Annotated in this window: 18 protein-coding genes and 2 riboswitches; of the genes, 8 read left to right on the top strand and 10 right to left on the bottom strand. The window is 66.2% G+C overall.

All coding sequences use genetic code 11. The features are described from left to right. Positions 1-13 precede the first annotated feature (13 nt). Positions 14-1,051, bottom strand: a complete 1,038-nt coding sequence (gene cobW / locus EO99_RS0123775; protein ID WP_029621054.1) for a cobalamin biosynthesis protein CobW — start codon at positions 1,049-1,051, stop codon at positions 14-16. Then, positions 1,048-1,443, bottom strand: coding sequence for a DUF1636 family protein (locus tag EO99_RS0123770; protein ID WP_029621053.1), 396 nt, complete (start codon positions 1,441-1,443; stop codon positions 1,048-1,050). The genes cobW and EO99_RS0123770 overlap by 4 nt, the downstream gene beginning before the upstream one ends. A gap of 101 nt (positions 1,444-1,544) precedes the next feature. Further along, positions 1,545-1,751: riboswitch (cobalamin riboswitch) on the bottom strand. 58 nt (positions 1,752-1,809) lie between these two features. After that, positions 1,810-2,001: riboswitch (cobalamin riboswitch) on the top strand. Positions 2,002-2,037: 36 nt separating this feature from the next. Between EO99_RS0123770 and EO99_RS0123765 the strand changes: the two genes are divergently transcribed. The 4 genes from EO99_RS0123765 to EO99_RS0123750 are packed head-to-tail and all read left to right on the top strand — an operon-like array spanning position 2,038 to position 5,035. Continuing rightward, positions 2,038-2,214, top strand: coding sequence for a CbtB domain-containing protein (locus EO99_RS0123765; protein ID WP_029621052.1), 177 nt, complete (start codon positions 2,038-2,040; stop codon positions 2,212-2,214). 11 nt (positions 2,215-2,225) lie between these two features. Then, entirely contained in the window at positions 2,226-2,963 is a 738-nt protein-coding gene (locus EO99_RS0123760; RefSeq protein ID WP_029621051.1) for a CbtA family protein, read from the top strand. Beyond that, positions 2,960-3,574 (top strand): cob(I)yrinic acid a,c-diamide adenosyltransferase, encoded by a 615-nt coding sequence (gene cobO / locus EO99_RS0123755; protein ID WP_029621050.1) that lies wholly within the window; start codon positions 2,960-2,962, stop codon positions 3,572-3,574. The genes EO99_RS0123760 and cobO overlap by 4 nt, the downstream gene beginning before the upstream one ends. 3 nt (positions 3,575-3,577) lie before the next feature. Next, positions 3,578-5,035, top strand: a complete 1,458-nt coding sequence (locus EO99_RS0123750; RefSeq protein WP_029621049.1) for a cobyric acid synthase — start codon at positions 3,578-3,580, stop codon at positions 5,033-5,035. Here EO99_RS0123750 and cbiB read toward each other — a convergent pair. Continuing rightward, positions 5,019-5,987, bottom strand: coding sequence for an adenosylcobinamide-phosphate synthase CbiB (gene cbiB, locus EO99_RS0123745; RefSeq protein WP_029621048.1), 969 nt, complete (start codon positions 5,985-5,987; stop codon positions 5,019-5,021). The two genes, EO99_RS0123750 and cbiB, sit on opposite strands and share 17 nt — an antisense overlap. Positions 5,988-5,994: 7 nt before the next feature. On the opposite strand from cbiB, the gene cobD reads away from it, so the two are divergent. After that, positions 5,995-7,008, top strand: coding sequence for a threonine-phosphate decarboxylase CobD (cobD, locus tag EO99_RS0123740; protein ID WP_235776918.1), 1,014 nt, complete (start codon positions 5,995-5,997; stop codon positions 7,006-7,008). Here cobD and EO99_RS0123735 read toward each other — a convergent pair. Genes EO99_RS0123735 through EO99_RS0123725 form a run of 3 tightly spaced genes read right to left on the bottom strand, consistent with a single transcriptional unit; the run spans position 6,998 to position 10,883 of the window. Then, the gene (locus EO99_RS0123735; RefSeq protein ID WP_029621046.1) at positions 6,998-7,999 is read right to left on the bottom strand and encodes a P1 family peptidase; all 1,002 of its coding nucleotides are present in this window, start codon (positions 7,997-7,999) and stop codon (positions 6,998-7,000) included. The genes cobD and EO99_RS0123735 overlap by 11 nt on opposite strands. 4 nt (positions 8,000-8,003) lie before the next feature. Then, the gene (amaB, locus tag EO99_RS0123730; protein ID WP_029621045.1) at positions 8,004-9,545 is read right to left on the bottom strand and encodes an L-piperidine-6-carboxylate dehydrogenase; all 1,542 of its coding nucleotides are present in this window, start codon (positions 9,543-9,545) and stop codon (positions 8,004-8,006) included. A gap of 54 nt (positions 9,546-9,599) precedes the next feature. Next, the gene (locus EO99_RS0123725) at positions 9,600-10,883 is read right to left on the bottom strand and encodes an NAD(P)/FAD-dependent oxidoreductase (protein WP_029621044.1); all 1,284 of its coding nucleotides are present in this window, start codon (positions 10,881-10,883) and stop codon (positions 9,600-9,602) included. Positions 10,884-10,982: 99 nt separating this feature from the next. Between EO99_RS0123725 and EO99_RS0123720 the strand changes: the two genes are divergently transcribed. Then, complete coding sequence (locus EO99_RS0123720; protein WP_051680058.1) at positions 10,983-11,924, top strand: LysR substrate-binding domain-containing protein; 942 nt, start codon at positions 10,983-10,985, stop codon at positions 11,922-11,924. Between the two features lie 49 nt (positions 11,925-11,973). Next, entirely contained in the window at positions 11,974-12,210 is a 237-nt protein-coding gene (locus EO99_RS0123715; RefSeq protein ID WP_029621042.1) for an Lrp/AsnC family transcriptional regulator, read from the top strand. Here EO99_RS0123715 and EO99_RS27895 read toward each other — a convergent pair. The 4 genes from EO99_RS27895 to epmA all read right to left on the bottom strand — a co-directional run bounded on the left by EO99_RS27895 (position 12,197) and on the right by epmA (position 16,234). Further along, complete coding sequence (locus EO99_RS27895; RefSeq protein WP_037112846.1) at positions 12,197-12,448, bottom strand: hypothetical protein; 252 nt, start codon at positions 12,446-12,448, stop codon at positions 12,197-12,199. The genes EO99_RS0123715 and EO99_RS27895 overlap by 14 nt on opposite strands. A 434-nt stretch (positions 12,449-12,882) precedes the next feature. Then, a complete protein-coding gene (gene purU, locus EO99_RS0123700) occupies positions 12,883-13,767 on the bottom strand; it encodes a formyltetrahydrofolate deformylase (RefSeq protein ID WP_029621040.1) in 885 nt (294 codons plus the stop codon). A gap of 338 nt (positions 13,768-14,105) precedes the next feature. Next, positions 14,106-15,167 carry a lysine-2,3-aminomutase-like protein gene (locus EO99_RS0123695; protein WP_029621039.1) on the bottom strand — a complete coding sequence of 354 codons (1,062 nt, stop codon included), beginning with the start codon at positions 15,165-15,167 and terminating at the stop codon, positions 14,106-14,108. Then, complete coding sequence (epmA, locus tag EO99_RS0123690; protein ID WP_029621038.1) at positions 15,164-16,234, bottom strand: EF-P lysine aminoacylase EpmA; 1,071 nt, start codon at positions 16,232-16,234, stop codon at positions 15,164-15,166. Before epmA ends, EO99_RS0123695 begins: the two co-directional genes overlap by 4 nt. Positions 16,235-16,408: 174 nt before the next feature. Between epmA and efp the strand changes: the two genes are divergently transcribed. Further along, positions 16,409-16,978: an elongation factor P gene (efp, locus tag EO99_RS0123685; protein ID WP_029621037.1), complete on the top strand. Its 570-nt coding sequence runs from the start codon at positions 16,409-16,411 to the stop codon at positions 16,976-16,978. Positions 16,979-17,222 lie beyond the last annotated feature (244 nt).

Below are 17,222 nucleotides of genomic sequence, written 5' to 3'. Positions count from 1 at the left end.
CCGTTGCAGAGCCTTAAGCGGCCAGCATCCTTTCTATCGCGTCGCGATCAAGTCCCTTTTCCCCAATCACGACAAGGCGGCTCTGGCGGGTCTCGCCGGGTGCCCAGGCACGGTCGAAGTAGTGGTTGACGCGCGACCCTACCGCCTGGACCTGCAGGCGCATCGGCTTGTTCGCGACGTCCACGAAGCCCTTTATGCGCAGCACGTTCTCGGCTTCGGCCGTGGCGGAAATCCGCTGCGCCAGTTCGTCGGCATCGCTGACGGCCGGCAGGTCGATGACGAAGCTGTCGAAATCGTCGTGGTCGTGGTCGAGCTCGTCGTCGTGATGGGTCTTGCGGTTCTCGATATCGTCCTCGACCGCAAGGCCGAGCCCGATCAACACGGCCGGGTCGACCTGGCCGTTCGCCGCAGCGATGATCTTTACCGCCCGCGGCAGATGGGCCGAAATCCGTTCCCTGGCGAGCGCCAGGCCGTCGGCGTCGATGAGGTCGGTCTTGGTCAGCACGATCATGTCGGCGCAGGCGATCTGGTCGTCGAACACTTCCTCGACCGGATCGTCGTGGTCGATGCTGTCGTCGGACAGGCGCTGCGCCTCCAGGGCCGCATGGTCGTGGGCCACCCGGCCTTCGGCAAGCGCGAGGCCGTCGACCACCGCAATGACGGCATCAACCGTGACCCGCGCCTTGACGGCGGGCCACTGGAAGGCCTGCACGAGGGGCTTGGGCAGCGCCAGACCCGAGGTCTCGATCAGGATGTGGTCGACGCGCGGCTCGCGTGCCAGGATCTGGTCGATCGCGGGCACAAAGTCGTCGGCGACGGTGCAGCAGATGCAGCCGTTGGCGAGCTCGATGATGTTGTCGTCCGGGCAGCTCTCGATGCCGCAGCCCTTCAGGACCTCGCCGTCGATGCCGACATCGCCGAACTCGTTGACGATGATCGCCAGCCGCTTGCCGTCGAGATTCTCGATGAGGTTGCGGATCAGCGTCGTCTTGCCGGCGCCCAGGAAGCCTGTGACGACGGTGCAGGGGATGCGGTCGAAGGTGACGCTCATGTGGGCATGTCCTCGTGGTGGTTGAAGGGGGGAATGCGGGCGGACATGCCGTTGCCGCGAAGGCAGGTCGGACGTCCGCGCAGGGGCAGGAAGCCGCGCTCGTCCTCGGCCAGCATCATGGCGCCGGTGACGATGTCGGGCACGTTCTCCAGCGCGAGATGGCCGAAGACATAGGACCAGCCGCTGCGATGGGAAAAGGCCGCACTCGGGCTCTTCTGGCAGTTGGCAAGGCAGGTGACGGGCTTGACGGCGAGCGGCAGGTCGGCCGTCGCGTCGCGCAGCGCCTCGATCAGCGCCACGCCGGGGCGCAGTTCGGAATCGGTCGCGCAGCGGCAGTTTGTGCACACGAAGATCGTGACGTCGGTGTCTCTGATGGCGGGGTCGTCACTCAAGGCCGCGTTCCAACTCGATCGATATGGGGCGCGCGACGGACTGCCGCTGGCAGCCTCGCCTTGGTGATCCAGGGCTTCCTCCGGAGCACCCCGCCCGGAAAAGCATAGACATGGCGACGGCAGGTCTCCTGGCTCGCGGGTCGTCGCTTGCTGCCCACCTTCCCGGGATCACCCCAGTGGCTTTTTGGCAGAAGCTCTCCGCTTACAGTTGCGGGGGCAGCCGCGGCATTGACCCGTTGCCGGATCGCACCGCATTCCCTTTTCGTCTTCTCCGTTGCCGGAAAAGAACCGTCAGGCTTTCAGTAAGCCCGGTCGCCGGTTCGTGTCAATGCGTCGCAAAGACGATTGCCGCTCGGAGCTTTTGGGTTATAGTGACCCGTCGTCGGTGCCCGAAAGGGACCAGAGGGAATGCGGTGAGACGGGTTCGTCAACTCCGCGGCTGCCCCCGCAACTGTGAGCGGAGAGCTTGATCCCATCATGCCACTGGAGCGATCCGGGAAGGCGGGAGAGAGCGTCTGATCCGCGAGCCAGGAGACCTGCCGGCGGCCATGTGAAAACGAATGCCCTCGGGTGGAGGGTGAAAGGACAGACATAATGACGACCAAGACGGCAGCCGGCGCAATCGGCATTTCCGCCTCCAAGATCATCCCCCTCAGCATGACAGCGATGCTCGGCCTCTTCTTCGTCGGCTTCGTCGGCTTCTCCCACATGGAAGTCGTGCACAACGCGGCGCACGACTCGCGCCATTCGCTCGCGTTTCCCTGCCACTGAGGAATTCTGACATGTCGTTGTTTCGCAACATCGTCCTCGCGGCGGTGATCGCCGGACTGTTGTCCGGGCTCATGCTCACCGTGATGCAGAGCTTTGCCACCGTTCCGCTGATTGTCCAGGCCGAAACCTTCGAGGGTGCCGGTGCCGAAGCGGGTCATTCCCATGACGCGGCCGCTCCCGCGGACCATCACGATGATGCCGAAGCCTGGATGCCGGCCGACGGCGCCGAGCGCTTCCTCTATACCGCTGCCGCCAACATGCTGGCCGGGATCGGCTTTGCCCTCCTTCTCGTGACCGCCGCCGAAGCGCTGGGCGGTCTGAAGGACTGGCGCGGCGGCCTGATGTTCGGCCTTGCCGGCTTCCTCGCCTTCAGCCTGGCGCCCGGCCTCGGCCTGCCGCCCGAGCTTCCCGGCATGCCGGCCGCAGAACTCGGTGCGCGGCAGCTGTGGTGGGTCGCGACCGCCGGCTGCACGGCCGTCGCGCTCGGTCTCCTCGCCTATACCCGCACCCCGGTTCTCGCCGTCGTTGCGGTCGTCCTGCTTGTCTTGCCGCATATTCTCGGCGCGCCGCATCCGGCAAGCTACGAGACGGCGGTGCCGGCGGAGCTGCATGCCCGCTTCGTGGCCGCGGTGCTTGCCACCAGCCTCGTCTTCTGGGCGCTGCTTGGTGCTGTGTCCGGTTTGGTCCGGGCAAGGCTTCGCGGCGGCGAAGAGGTCTATTCGACTGGCACTGCAGAGCCTGTCCGGTGAAGGATATTACCGATCAGGCCGAGGAGCGCCACCGCGCCAAGATGGCCAACCGCAAGGCGGTGCAGGATGCGGAGGTGGCCGAGAAGACCGTCGAAAAGGGTCTTCTCATGGTCCACACCGGCTCCGGCAAGGGCAAGTCGACGGCAGCCTTTGGGCTGGCGCTGCGCATGCTTGGGCATAACCGCCGCGTCGGGATCGTGCAGTTCATCAAGGGCGGCTGGTCGACCGGCGAGCAGCCGGCGCTCGCCGTCTTCGGCGATCGCGTCGTCTGGCACACCATGGGCGAAGGCTTCACCTGGGAAACCCAGGATCTGAAGCGCGATATCGCCGCCGCCGAGCGCGCCTGGGAGAAGGCGCTGGAACTGATGGCGGACGAGACGATCGGGCTCGTGGTTCTCGACGAGCTCAACATCGCGCTTCGCTACGAGTACCTCGACCTCGACAAGGTTGTTGGCGAGCTGCAGGCCCGCCGGCCGGACCTGCACGTGGTCGTCACCGGCCGCAACGCCAAGCCGGCCCTTATCGACGCCGCCGACCTGGTCACCGAGATGACGCTCGTAAAACACCACTTCAAGGCCGGCGTGAAGGCCCAGTCCGGCATCGAGTTCTAGATCATGGCAGCCCGGTCCCTCATGTTCCAGGGCACGGGATCGGACGTCGGCAAGTCGCTTGTCGTCGCCGCCCTGGCGCGCGCCTTCACCCTGCGCGGCCTGAAGGTCCTGCCGTTCAAGCCGCAGAACATGTCCAACAATGCCGCGGTCACCGCAGACGGCGGCGAAATCGGCCGGGCCCAGGCGCTGCAGGCGCGCGCCGCCGGTGCGCCCTTGAGCGTCCACATGAACCCGGTGCTGCTGAAGCCGCAAAGCGAGGTCGGTGCGCAGGTGGTGGTGCAGGGGCGGGTCTTCGGCAACGCCAGGGCCGCCGAGTACCAGGGCCTGAAGCCGCAGCTGATGCCGCGGGTGCTGGAGAGTTTTGGCCTTCTCAAGGGGCAGGCCGATCTGGTGCTGGTCGAAGGCGCGGGCAGTGCCTCGGAGGTCAATCTGCGCCAGAACGACATCGCCAACATGGGGTTTGCGCGCGCCGCCGACGTGCCGGTGGTGCTGATCGGCGATATCGACCGCGGCGGCGTCATCGCCAGCCTCGCGGGCACGAAGCTCGTCCTCGATCCGGAGGATGCGGCGATGATCCGGGGCTTCATCGTCAACCGGTTCAGGGGCGATCCCGCGCTCTTCGATGACGGAATGCGGATCATCGCGACGCTCACTGGCTGGCAGACGATCGGGCTTCTGCCGTTTTTCCGAGAGGCGGTCCGGCTGCCGGCGGAGGACGCGCTGGGGCTGAGCGACAAGATCGAGCGCAAGGCCGGCGCCCGGCTGCGCATCGCGGTGCCGGTCCTGCCGCATATCTCCAATTTCGACGACCTCGACCCGCTGGCGGCGGAGCCCGACGTCGACCTGATCCGGGTGCGTCCGGGCGAGGTCATTCCGGGCGATTGCGACCTCGTCCTGCTGGTCGGCTCGAAGGCGACGATCTCCGACCTTCAGGTGCTGAAGGAGAGCGGGCTCGACGTCGACATCGCCGCGCATGTGCGCCGCGGTGGGCGGGTGCTCGGTCTTTGCGGCGGCTACCAGATGCTTGGCAAAACGCTTGCCGATTCCGAAGGTCTCGAGGGGCAGCCGGGGACGTTTGCCGGACTGGGACTGCTCGACGTCGACACCGTGCTGTCCGGCGACAAGCGGCTGGAAGCCGTCTCGGGCGAGAGCTTCGACGGCGAGCCGCTGAGCGGCTATGAAATGCACATCGGTCGCACCGGCGGACCCGATTGCGCCCGTCCGTTCGCGACCGTGTCCGGTGCGGCGGAGGGCGCCATCTCGGCGAGCGGACAGGTGGTCGGCACCTATCTTCACGGCCTCTTCGGCAATAATCGCCAGCGCGGTGCCTGGCTGCAGAGGCTGGGCGGCGCGCCGTCGGATCTCGATTACGAGGCGGATGTGGATGCCGTGCTCGACCGTCTGGCCGCGCATGTGGAGCGGCACCTCGATCTCGACGGATTGCTTAGAATTGCCAGATAGCCAGCGCCGCCAGGCCGAAAAGGCCGATCAGCAGGGCGTCGGCGATGCGCGCCAGCGTCAGCGCCCGGCGGATGTCGGCAGCCGTCAGTTCGGCGCGTCCTCCCGACCCCATGAACCGCGCCTGGATCATCTCTCCGCCGTAGCTGCGCGGACCGGCAAGCGCGATGCCGAGCGCACCCGCCATGGCCGCCTCCGGCCAGCCCGCGTTCGGCGACCGGTGATGCTGCGCATCGCGGCGGATGGCGGCGATGGCAGCTTTCGGCGAGGCGCCGGGAAGAAGGCAGGCGGCGGCCACGAACAGAGCGCCGCTCAGGCGCGAGGCCGGCAGGTTGATCAGGTCGTCGAACCGGGCGGCCGCCCAGCCGAAGGCTTCGTGACGGGCAGAGCGATGGCCGATCATGCTGTCGGCGGTATTGGAAGCCTTGTAGGCGGCGCCACCGCCAAGCCCGGCCGCCCCCAGCCAGAAGGCAGGCGCGACGATGCCGTCGGAGAAATTCTCCGCCAGGCTTTCGACCGCCGCCCGGCAGACGCCCGCCTCGTCCAGCTGCTCCGGATCGCGGCCGACGATCATCGAGACCGCCTTGCGGCCGGCCTCCAGCCCGCCGGTCTCCAGTGCTGCGGCGACGGCCTCGACATGGCTTTCCAGGCTCTTCTGCGCCGGCAGCATGGCGGCGATCAGCACCAGCACGAGGAAGCCGCTCTGGCTTCCGGCAAGAAGACGCTCAATGATAAACGAGATGGCGACAGTCACGCCGATGAGGACCACGAGCGCGGCGCTGCCCCAGGCCTTGCGGCGCGCAAAGCTCTGGCTCTCGCGGTTCCAGCTCCGGTCGAGACGCGAGATCAGGGCGCCGATCCAGGTGACGGGATGACCGATCAGGCGGTAGAGCCATTGCGGATAGCCAATCAGGCGTTCGGTCAGCAGGGCGAGGAAGGCAAGAAGGAGGTACATGCGGCGTATGGCATCTGGAGCTGACGGGACGATCCAGCATGGGGGCAATCTGGCACGGGCGCGGCTGCAGTTCCCGCATGCGCCCGAGCCGTGGATCGATCTCTCCACCGGCATCAATCCCTATTCGTATCCACATTCCGCCGTGCCAGCCAATGCTTTCTCGCGGCTGCCGGAGCCCGCCCTTGCCGAGCGGCTCAAGTCGCTGGCCGCGCAGGCCTATGGCGCGCCCTCTGCGGCGCATGTCGTCGCGGCACCCGGCACGCAGATCCTGCTGCCGATGATCGCGGCGCTGCCCAAGGTCCAGGCCCGTGCCGCCGTGTTGTCGCCGACCTATGCGGAACATGCCCGTGCGGCCCGGCTGACCGGTTATGACGTGACGGAGACCGAGGACTTCGGCGGCCTTAGCGCCGCCGACCTTGCCGTCGTGGTCAATCCGAACAATCCGACGGGACGCGCCATCCCCCGCAGCGACCTGCTCGCGCTCGCCGCGCAGATGCGCTCGAAGGGTGGCCTGCTGGTCGTCGACGAGGCCTTCCACGATGTTTCGGAGACCGAAAGCGTTGCGGATGCCGTGGCGGACGGCGGTCTCCTCGTGCTGCGCTCCTTCGGCAAGTTCTACGGCATGGCCGGCGTCCGGCTGGGATTTGCCATTGCTGGCGCGGACGTGGCGGCGCGGCTGGACGGGCAGCTGGGACCATGGTCCGTGTCCGGCCCGGCGCTGCATGTCGCTCTGGAGGCGCTGGCGGACCGGGACTGGCGGCAGGCCATGCAGCAGACGCTGCGGCGGCAGGCAGCGCGCCTTGATGCGCTGTTGAACGAAGGTGCCATCCCCGTCGTCGGCGGCACCGCGCTCTTCCGCTATGTCCGCCACGAGCGGGCGGCGGCACTCCATGCGGCGCTCGGAGAGGCCGGCATTCTGGTCCGGCGTTTCGAGGAGCGCCCCGATGTTCTGCGGTTCGGCCTGCCGGGCGATCACGAGTGGGCGCGTCTGGAAGCGGCCCTGAGGGCGCTTACGCTTTAGGGGCGACGGAAAAACGATCCCGCCAGGCCGGCTGGGCACCGGCATGGGGCAGAGCCGTCGCCTCGTAGACGCCGCGCGCCACGGCCCGTGCCGTCACCAGTGCGGCCAAATGAAAGATCTCCATCATCGCTGCCGGATCGGCAACCGGTCTCGCACCGGTGGCGGCGGAGAAGATCGTATCGCCATCGAAGGGCAGATGGGCTGGCATCACGGCGCGGGCGAGACCATCGTGGCCGGCAATCGACAGCCTATGCGCCTGCGCCTTCGTCAGGACCGCATCGGTCACGACGACGCCAATGGTGGTTGCCGGGATGGTCATGCCCTTGAGGCGCAGGGCCGTGTCGAAGTCCTTCGGCATCCCGAGATCGCCGAATTCTCCTGCGGCCTCAAAGGGCGCAGCCCAGAAGTATGGACCTTCGCCGATCGTCGCCGAACCCATGGCGTTCACCGCCATCAGCGCCGCAACGGTATGGCCCGACCGCGTGACGGCGCTGGCCGATCCGATCCCGCCCTTGAAGGTCGCCGTCGTCGCGCCGGTGCCGGCGCCAACGGTGCCCAGTTCAAAGGGTCCGGGTCGCGCTGACAGGAAGGCCTGGTAGCCCATGTCGCGGTAGGGCGAATGCAGCCCCCAGTCCTTGTCGCCGCCGTTCAGGAGATCCATCAGGATCGCCTGCGGCACGATCGGAACGCGGGCGGGGCCGACCGCAAAGCCGCGACCGATCTCCCGCAGCCCGGACTGCACGCCGCCGGCGGCATCCAGCCCGAATGCGGAACCGCCCGAGAGCACGAAGGCGTCCACGGCGTCCACCGTCATTGATGGATCGAGGAGCGCCGTCTCGCGTCCGCCCGGCGCGCCACCCAGCACACTGCCGGAGGCGACGGCCGGTCTGTCGAAAATCACCGCCGTTACCCCGGAGCCGAGCACCAGATCGGTGGCGTGGCCGACAGCCACGCCCTCGACATCGGTCAGGAGGTTGAGCGGTGCGCTCATGGCGTCAGATCACGTCGAACTTGACGCCCTGGGCGAGCGGCAGCGTGCGGCCGTAGTTCATCGTGTTGGTCTGGCGCCGCATGTAGGCTCTCCAGGCGTCGGAGCCGGATTCGCGGCCACCACCGGTTTCCTTCTCGCCACCGAAGGCGCCACCGATTTCAGCACCGGACGGGCCGATGTTGACGTTGGCGATGCCGCAATCGGAGCCGCGGTCGGAAACGAAGATCTCGGCTTCGCGCATGTCGTTGGTGAAGATCGACGACGACAGACCCTGCGGCACGTCGTTGTGCAGGCGCAGCACCGCGTCGAAATCGCTGTACTTCATCACGTAGAGGATCGGCGCGAAGGTCTCTTCCTTCACGGGACCGGTCTGCTCCGGCATTTCGACGATCGCCGGGCGGACGTAATAGGCGTCGAGCGCGCCGTCCTGCTCGATGCGCTCGCCGCCGGTAACCTTGCCGCCGGCTGCCCTTGCGGCCTCGAGCGATGCCTGCATCTTGTCGAAGGCCGCCTTGTCGATCAGCGGGCCGACGAGATTGCCGGCCTCGAGCGGGCTGCCGACCGTCACCGACTGATAGGCCTTGGCAAGCCGCGGAACGAGCGTGTCGTAGACACTGTCATGCACGAAGAGGCGGCGCAGGGTGGTGCAGCGCTGGCCGGCGGTGCCCATGGCGGAGAAGGCGACGCCACGCAGCGTCAGGTCGAGATCGGCCGTCGGGGCGACGATCGCGGCATTGTTACCACCGAGTTCCAGCAGCGAGCGGGCAAAGCGCTGGGCGAGGCGCGGGCCGACCGTGCGGCCCATGGCGGTGGAGCCCGTGGCGGAGACGAGCGGGATCTTCTCGTGGTCGACTAGGACTTCACCGACGTCGCGGCCCCCGATCAGCAGCGTCGAGAGGTTCTTCGGCGCGGTATTGCCCTCGGTGATGTAGCGCGACAGCGCCTTCTCGAAGATCGCCTGGGTTGCGAGCGCCGTCAGCGGCGTCTTTTCGGATGGCTTCCAGACCGTCGAATTGCCGCAGACGATGGCAAGTGCGGCGTTCCAGGACCAGACGGCGACGGGGAAGTTGAAGGCGGAGATGATGCCGATGGCGCCGAGCGGGTGCCAGGTTTCCATCATCCGGTGGTCGGCCCGTTCGGTCGCGATGGTGAGGCCGTAGAGCTGGCGCGACAGGCCGACGGCGAAGTCGCAGATGTCGATCATCTCCTGGACCTCGCCGAGGCCCTCCGAGGTGATCTTGCCGACTTCGATGGAGACGAGACGGCCGAGCGCCGTCTTGGCAGCGCGCAGTTCCTCGCCGAGAAGGCGGATCAGCTCGCCGCGCTTGGGCGCAGGCACGAGGCGCCATTCGAGGAAGGCGTCATGGGCGGCGTCGATCGCCTTGGCGGCACTTTCGGCACTGTCTTCCGCAAGCCTGCCGATTTCCCTGCCGGTGACGGGCGAACGGACGGCGAGCGTGCCGCCGGTGTAGCGCTCTGGCTTCACGCCAAGGTCGCCGAGGATTGTCTTCACGTCGGCAGCGAGATCGAGGGTGGCAAGCGTCATGTCAGTCCTTCCAGGTCATTTCCGTCAATGTACAAATCGGCAGCGGTTTCGCAATCAGAAGCGTTCCGCCGTCAGGTGGGCGATCTGGGCGCCCGCCTCGTAATAGGCTTCCTTCAGCGGCCGCAAGGGGGGCAGCTTCGGGTCGGTGAAGGGCAGCGGAAGATCGTCTTCCGTGATCCGCCCGAGGATATGCTGCGCCAGGATTTTGCCGAAGGTGGTTCCCGGCGCGATGCCGCGGCCGTTATAGCCGCAGAAGGCCACGACCTTGTCGGCAAATTTGTGCAGGCGCGGCAGGGCATTGTCGGTCATGCCGATGCGGCCGTGCCATTCGGCCTCGAAGTCCACGGCATCGAGCTGCGGAAACAGGCGCCGCAGCGACCGCCTTGCCCAGTTCTTGTGGATGGCGGTGCCGGTGCCGCGGAGCGCCCCGACGCTGCCGAAGACGAGCCGCCCGGCCTGGTCCATCCGGAACGAGGAGAGAATTTCCTTGGTGTCCCAGCATCCCTCGCGCCCGGGCAGGATCGATTTGCGCAGATTGTCGGTGAGCGGCGCCGTTGCCAGGTTGAAATAAGGCAGGTGGACCTGCTCCTGGCGCATCACCGCCCAGGGTCCCTTGCTGTAGGCATCGGTTGCGACCACCACCCAGTCGGCGGAAACCTCACCGCCGGCGGCCCTCACCACATGCCGTCCGCCGCGCTGCTCATGGGCCACCGCCGCGCTGTCGGTCAACAACAAGGCTCCGGCGCGTGTCGCCGCATGGGCCAGGCCGCGGACATAGGCGAGCGGCTGCAGCGTGCCGGCGCGGCTGTCGAGCAGGGAGCCGGCATAGGCGCGGGTCCCGATGCGGCGCTCGGTTTCCGCCGCGTCGAGCAGGGTCACCTGTGCGCCGCGCATCTGCCACTGGCGCGCCCGCTCCTCGAGCTCCTTCAGCCCGTCCTTGTCCGTGGCGCAATGCAGCGTGCCGTTGCGCTCCAGCTCGCAGGCGATGGCATGCCTGTCGATGATCTCGCGCACCAGCGCCGGGCCGTTGCCGAGCAGCTCCAGCAGCCGTTCGCCGTAGTGCGGGCCGAGCTCTTTCGGGAAATCATCCGGCATGACCCACATGCCGGCATTGATCAGGCCGACATTGCGGCCGGCGCCGCCGAAACCGATCTCATGCGCCTCGAGGAGGACGACCCGGGTGCCGGCCTCCGCCAGATGTAGCGCCGCCGACAGTCCGGTGTAGCCGCCGCCGACGATCACCACGTCCGCGGACAGGCTTTCGCGCAGCGACGTGGTCTGCGGGGCAGGTGGTGCCGTTCTTTCCCAAAGGCCATGGGAGCGCGGATCGTTGAGCATGTCTTTGAATTCCGAAGGAAGACTGGCATGGACTTTACAGAGCACAGCTGCGAGTGAATATCGACAGTTTCTCAACAGGTCATTCGATGGAGGAATGACATGCTGCCGCCCCGGCGCTTTCTGCCATCCTTCTCTCTTCTGGCCGCCTTCGAAGCAGCGGCCCGCACCGGCAGCGTCACCGCCGCGGCCAACGAGCTCGGTCTCACCCAGAGCGCCGTCAGCCGGCAGATCTCGGCGCTCGAGAAGCAGCTCGGCGTGACGCTGTTCCTGCGCGAGCGGCAGACCATCCGGTTGACGCTTGCCGGCGATGGCTATGCGCGGGAGATCCGCGAGGCGCTGCGGCGGATCTCCAATGCCTCCCTCAGCCTGCGGGCGCATCCGCAAGGTGGCGCCATCACGGTGGCCGTCCTGCCGATGTTCGGAGCCCGCTGGCTGGCGCCGCGGCTCGGGCGGTTTCTGGAGGCCCATCCGGGGGTGGCGGTCAATGTCGTCAGCCGGCTGGAGCCCTTCGATTTCCGCTTCGATCCGATCGACGCCGCCATCCATTTCGGCGCCGCGCGCTGGCCCGGCGCCGAGCTGACGCCGCTGATGCAGGAGGAAATGGTCGCCGTCTGCAGCCCGGAGTTCCGACGCCGCTTTCCGCTGCGGGAACCGAAGGACCTTCTGCAGGTGCCGCTGATCCACCTGAATTCGCGGCCGGATGCCTGGGAGAACTGGTTCCTGGCCAACGACGTGCGCTTCGAGAGCCTGCACGGCATGCTCTTCGACCAGTTCATGGCGATTGCCGAAGCGGCGGTCTCGGGGCTTGGCGCGGCATTGCTGCCGGCATTCCTGATCGAGCGCGAGCTCTCGGCGGGAACGCTGGAGCTGGTCGTGCCCGGGCGGCCGATCCAGGCCGGCGCCTACTATCTCGCCAATCCGGCCGACCGGGACGGATATCCGCCCTTCTCGACCTTCAAGGCGTGGCTGATCGCCGAGGCCAGGAAGACCGAAGCGGACCGCGCGGGCTTGCAGTCGCCCGACCCATCGGCCAATAGTTGACGACGGACAAGACAGGCCGCGCCACGCGGAAACAGACAGGAATGGATCCATGAAGCCGATCTTCGTGCAGCTGCGCTGCACCCCCGGGAAGACCTATGAGGTGGCCGACGCCATCTACCAGACGGAGCTGGTCTCGGAACTCTACTCCACGAGCGGCGACTGGGACCTGCTCTTGAAGATCTACATCAAGGAGGAGGACGAGATCGGCCGCTTCGTCAACGAGAAGATCGCCGCCATCCCCGGCATCGAGCGATCGCTGACGACCCTGACCTTCACCGCTTTCTGAGGCTGGCAGGCTGCCGGTATTCCGGCGGCTCTTCCGTCGGGTGGCGATCGGTCGCGTTTGCGGCGTCGCGCTGACGCACGAGGTTGCGGATCGCGGTGCGAACCTCCTCGGCGGAACCGAAGCGCTGTTCATCCAGGTCGATGACATGGAACTTCACGGCGATGAACTTCAGCCGATCGGCGTCCGGGACGACGATGCCAACCGGCTCGCCGCCATATTCGATAACTTGCTTCTGCATGAGACATGCTCCTTGGCTGTCGTAGACAGCTCCGTCGAACGAAATGTCGGGATGAATTGAACCGGTCGTTACATTCGACAGCAGGTCAGGGAGCAGCGCTCCGTGCTTTCCAGAAACGACGCTTCCAGACGAAAGGCGGCGACGCGTGTGATATCGGACATGTCACTCTCCTTCAGTGGTTGCGTTTTGTCGTGCGTTCCTACGGGCCCACGACGGAGAGAATCGTCGGGGCCGGGTCCGTGAGCAACGGGAATAGCCCTACGCGGGATATTCTTCTGCGAGATGACAGGAACAGGGCGAAAATGTGAAATCATCGCCGACCAGTTCCGTGAACCCGGAGGTGGTGGCGAGGGTGCCGAAAAGCAATGGCGTTGGCAAGCAGCGATGCCAAAGGCATCGGCTGCCGCCTGCCGTCGTTCAGGGGGAAGCGCGGTTCAGCCCATCCGCTCCGAGGCGTAGCTGCCTGGGCTCGGGGGGAAGACGATCGTGCGGTTGCCGTTCAGGAAGACGCGACGATGGATATGCGCGTGAATGGCGCGCGCCAGCACCTGGCTTTCCACATCGCGGCCGAGCGAGACATAGTCGTCGGGGCTCTGCGCGTGGGTCACTCGGACCGTGTCCTGCTCGATGATCGGACCTTCGTCGAGATCGGCGGTGACGTAGTGGGCGGTCGCCCCGATCAGCTTCACGCCGCGCTGATAGGCCTGCTTGTAGGGGTTGGCGCCCTTGAAGCTCGGCAGGAAGGAATGGTGGATGTTGATGATCTTGCCGGACATGCTCCGGCACAAGGGATCCGACAGCACCTGCATGTAGCGGGCCAGCACGATGAGGTCGGTGCCCGTCTGCTCGACGAGGTCCATCAGCTGCGCTTCGGCCTTCGCCTTGTTGTCCTTCGTCACCTTGATGTGGTGGAAGGGGATGTCGTGGTTCACCACCACCTTCTGGTAGTCGAAATGGTTGGAGACGACGCCGACGATGTCGATCGGCAGCGCCCCGATCTTCCAGCGATAGAGCAGGTCGTTGAGGCAATGGCCGAAGCGCGAGACCATCAGCAGGACCTTCATCCGCTCGTTGCCGTCATGGATCTCCCATGTCATGCCGAAGGTGTCGGCAATCGGCTTGAAGCCCTCCAGAAGCTGCGGCCGCGCGGCACCTTCCTCCGAGATGAAGGAGATGCGCATGAAGAACTTGCCGGTATCGAGGTCGTCGAACTGCGAGGAGTCGACGATGTTGCAACCCTGATCCGCAAGATAGCCCGAGATGGCCGCGACGATGCCGCGGGTCGAGTTGCAGGTCACGGTCAGGACGTAGCTCATCATCTGTGTCTTCCTCCGCCAACAAGATGGCTGATGTATACATGAACTGGATCGGGAACGAAATACGCCTCCGATCGCCAAGGCTTTGCGGCAGAAGCTTCGCAGATGCACCATAAACGCACTGCTCTGGCGCGGGAAGCGTGCCGCTGCGGCAGGACCACGTTCTTCCGCATAAATTTAAGGGCTTATGACGTGCGTGCCGTTCTCATTGCGCCCTCCGCAAGCGCCTTCGCGTCGCAACCTTCACCGGGCAGGGAGATAGCTGCAGGAGAAGAGCCTGCCGGGCTATCAGCGTTGCGGGTTGCGGCCATCCCGCTCCTAAGGGCGTGGTGTATGCACGATCAGTCCTGGTCTTGCCCTCTCGGCGGATAGGCATGCTCGACGCCCCGGAAATCACGGACGGTGTAGCCGCCGCCGTCCCGGTGGATCTCGCTTTCGCCGATCACCGCCTTCCCGTGTCCGCCGGGAATGTCGAGGACATAGGTCGGCTGGCAGAGCCCGGAGATCCGGCCCCGCAGATCCGCCACGATGCGCTGGCCTTCGGCGATCTCCAGCCGGAAGTGGCTGGTGCCGGGCGCCAGATCCGGGTGGTGGAGATAATAGGGTTTGATGCGGTTCTCGACGAAGGCCTTCATCAGCTCGGCCAGTAGGGCCGGGTCGTCGTTGACGCCGCGCAACAGCACCGTCTGGCTGACCATGGCGATCCCTGCGTCCACCAGGCGGGCGCAGGCCGCCCGCGCCGCTTCGCTCAGTTCCCGGGGATGATTGGCATGCAGCGCCACATAGGTGGTCTTGCAGCTTGCCTTCAGCGCCGCGATCAGCGCGTCGCCCACGGCATCCGGATCGACCACCGGCACGCGGGTGTGAAAGCGCACTATCCTCACGTGCGGAATGTCGGCCAGCATCTCCATGATTTGCGACAGCCGGCGTGGCGAGAGCACCAGCGGGTCGCCGCCGGTCAGGATGACCTCCCAGATCTCCGGCTGCTCGCGGATATAGGCGATCGCCGCCTGAAGCTCGTCGGCCGACAATGTGCCGTCGCCCTGCGGCCCGACCATTTCCCGACGGAAGCAGAAGCGGCAGTAGACCGGGCAGACATGCACCGCCTTCAGCAGCACGCGGTCGGGATAGCGGTGGACGATGCCCTTGACGGGGGAATGGGCGGCGTCGCCGATCGGATCACCGCGCTCCTCGGCCGTCGTCAGCAGTTCGTCCGCCGTCGGCAGGAACTGGCGGGCGATCGGGTCGTGGGAATCGTCTCTCTCGATCAGCGCCGCGACGGCGGGACTGACCGCAATGGCATAGCGTTCGGCCACCGCGCGGGCGGGGCCAAGCCGGCTGTCGTCGAGCAGGCCGGCCGCATGCAGCTCGTCGGCGGTCTTCAGCGTGCGCCCTGCCGTCATCCGGTTACCTCCGGCACAGGCGCCCAGAGCACCTGCTCGATGCGCTGCGCCCCCGTGGCCAGCATTGCCAGGCGATCGAAGCCGAGTGCCGCGCCGCTCGCCTCCGGCATGATGCGAAGAGCTTCCAGGAAGTCCTCGTCGATCGGATAGGTCTCGCCGTAGATGCGGCTCTTCTCGGCCGTTTCGATCTCGAACCGGCGGCGCTGTTCGTCCGGGTCCGTCAGTTCGCCGAAGGCATTGGCCAGTTCAACGCCGCAGGCGTAGAGCTCGAAGCGCTCGGCGACCCGGGGGTCGGCGGGCGAGGGGCGGGCAAGGGCTGCCTCCGAAACCGGATATTCGCAGAGGATGGTCGCCCGACCCTGGCCGAGGCGCGGCTCGATCCTCTCCACCAGGACGCGGCTGAAGAGATCAGCCCAGGTATCGTCGTCGGCAAAGCGGATCCCGCTGTCGCGCAGTCCGTCGGCCAGGCGATCGCGGTCGGTCTCGCCGGTGGCGGAGACGGAGGCCAGCAGATCGATGCTGGCAAAGCGGTCGAAGGCGTCGGCTAGCGTCAGCCGCTCCGGCTCGGCGAAGGGGTCCATCTCCATGCCGCGGTGGCTGAAGCGCCTGCTCCCGGCGGTTTCGGCCGCCAGCGCGAGGAGTTCCGCGCAGTCGGCCATCAGGGCTTCGTAGTCTTCGCCGGCACGATACCACTCCAGCATGGTGAACTCGGGGTGATGAAGAGGCCCCCGCTCGCGGTTGCGATAGACATGCGCGAAGGAAAGGATCCGGCGCTCGCCCGCCGCCAGCAGCTTTTTGCAGGCAAACTCCGGCGAGGTGTGGAGAAAGAGAGGCGCGGGCCGTCCGTCCGTGGTCAGCGCTTGCGTGGCAAAGGCATGCAGGTGCGCCTCGTTGCCGGGGGAGACCTGTAGGGCCGAGGGATCCACCTCCACGAAGTCCCGCTCCGCAAACCAGACGCGCATCTGGGCCTGGATGCGGTTGCGTCCCAGGAGAAACGGTCGGCGGTCGGCGTGGATTTCCGGACGCCACCAGGGGGAAGAGCTGGATGTGAAACCGGAATGAGACATGGAATGATCCTGATGGTCAGCTTTTTGGGACGCCTGTTCCCGCGAGGCTTCCTATTTGCCCATTTTTAAGCTAGTTGCGCCGGGAAAGCATTCATCCGTCTGGCGGACCGGTCTCCCGTTCCTCTACGACGCATCCCCGGCGGACACAAGCCGGCAGGTAGTAAGGGAATATCCATGGTCAAGGTTATCGCGTCCTCCGTCCGCAAGGGCAATGTCATCGACGTGGACGGCAAGCTCTATGTCGTTCTCACGGCAGAAAACTTCCACCCCGGCAAGGGCACGCCGGTGACGCAGGTCAACATGCGTCGCATCGTCGACGGCGTGAAGGTGTCGGAACGCTGGCGCACGACCGAACAGGTCGAGCGTGCCTTCGTTGAGGACGTCAACCACCAGTTCCTCTATGAGGACGGCGAAGGCTTCCACTTCATGAACCCTGAAAACTACGATCAGGTCGTGGTCGATGTGGAAACCATGGGCGACCAGAAAGCCTATCTGCAGGAAGGCATGACCTGCATCCTGTCCATGCACGAAGGCGTCGCGCTTGCGCTGCAGCTGCCGCGCCACGTGACGCTCGAGATCACCGAGACCGAGCCGGTCGTCAAGGGCCAGACGGCGTCGTCGTCCTACAAGCCGGCCATGCTGTCGAACGGTGTGCGCACCATGGTGCCGCCGCACGTCAACGCGGGCATCCGCGTCGTCATCGCGACCGAAGACAATTCCTACGTCGAGCGCGCCAAGGACTGAGTTGCCTCCGACGCGGCGAAAGCCTTCGAAGAAAGGCGGCGCGCCCAGGCGCGCCGTCGATCCACCGGCTGATCGAGATGAAGCGAAGACAGCTTTGTCCATAGCCCGCTGCGTGAAGACAGCCGGGCTGGAGCCGCAGCTGACTTTGCCTCAGTGAACAAGCCACGGCCCCCGGGGACGGTTTCTCGACCCCGCTTTGAGCCTTTTCAAGCGCTTGCACGAATTTTCGTCCTCCTTCGTCCAC

The organism is Pseudorhizobium marinum (assembly GCF_000705355.1).
In the GTDB taxonomy this organism is placed as follows: Bacteria; Pseudomonadota; Alphaproteobacteria; order Rhizobiales; family Rhizobiaceae; genus Neorhizobium; species Neorhizobium pelagicum.
This window is presented reverse-complemented; position numbering and strand designations above follow the sequence as displayed.

Coding starts and splice junctions, on each gene's coding strand:
- cobW (WP_029621054.1), bottom strand. CDS start 1,051: ATGAGCGTCACCTTCGACCGCATCCCCTGCACCGTCGTCACAGGCTTC.
- EO99_RS0123765 (WP_029621052.1), top strand. CDS start 2,038: ATGACGACCAAGACGGCAGCCGGCGCAATCGGCATTTCCGCCTCCAAG.
- EO99_RS0123760 (WP_029621051.1), top strand. CDS start 2,226: ATGTCGTTGTTTCGCAACATCGTCCTCGCGGCGGTGATCGCCGGACTG.
- EO99_RS0123750 (WP_029621049.1), top strand. CDS start 3,578: ATGGCAGCCCGGTCCCTCATGTTCCAGGGCACGGGATCGGACGTCGGC.
- cbiB (WP_029621048.1), bottom strand. CDS start 5,987: ATGTACCTCCTTCTTGCCTTCCTCGCCCTGCTGACCGAACGCCTGATT.
- cobD (WP_235776918.1), top strand. CDS start 5,995: ATGGCATCTGGAGCTGACGGGACGATCCAGCATGGGGGCAATCTGGCA.
- EO99_RS0123735 (WP_029621046.1), bottom strand. CDS start 7,999: ATGAGCGCACCGCTCAACCTCCTGACCGATGTCGAGGGCGTGGCTGTC.
- amaB (WP_029621045.1), bottom strand. CDS start 9,545: ATGACGCTTGCCACCCTCGATCTCGCTGCCGACGTGAAGACAATCCTC.
- EO99_RS0123725 (WP_029621044.1), bottom strand. CDS start 10,883: ATGCTCAACGATCCGCGCTCCCATGGCCTTTGGGAAAGAACGGCACCA.
- EO99_RS0123720 (WP_051680058.1), top strand. CDS start 10,983: ATGCTGCCGCCCCGGCGCTTTCTGCCATCCTTCTCTCTTCTGGCCGCC.
- EO99_RS0123715 (WP_029621042.1), top strand. CDS start 11,974: ATGAAGCCGATCTTCGTGCAGCTGCGCTGCACCCCCGGGAAGACCTAT.
- EO99_RS27895 (WP_037112846.1), bottom strand. CDS start 12,448: ATGCAGAAGCAAGTTATCGAATATGGCGGCGAGCCGGTTGGCATCGTC.
- purU (WP_029621040.1), bottom strand. CDS start 13,767: ATGATGAGCTACGTCCTGACCGTGACCTGCAACTCGACCCGCGGCATC.
- EO99_RS0123695 (WP_029621039.1), bottom strand. CDS start 15,167: ATGACGGCAGGGCGCACGCTGAAGACCGCCGACGAGCTGCATGCGGCC.
- epmA (WP_029621038.1), bottom strand. CDS start 16,234: ATGTCTCATTCCGGTTTCACATCCAGCTCTTCCCCCTGGTGGCGTCCG.
- efp (WP_029621037.1), top strand. CDS start 16,409: ATGGTCAAGGTTATCGCGTCCTCCGTCCGCAAGGGCAATGTCATCGAC.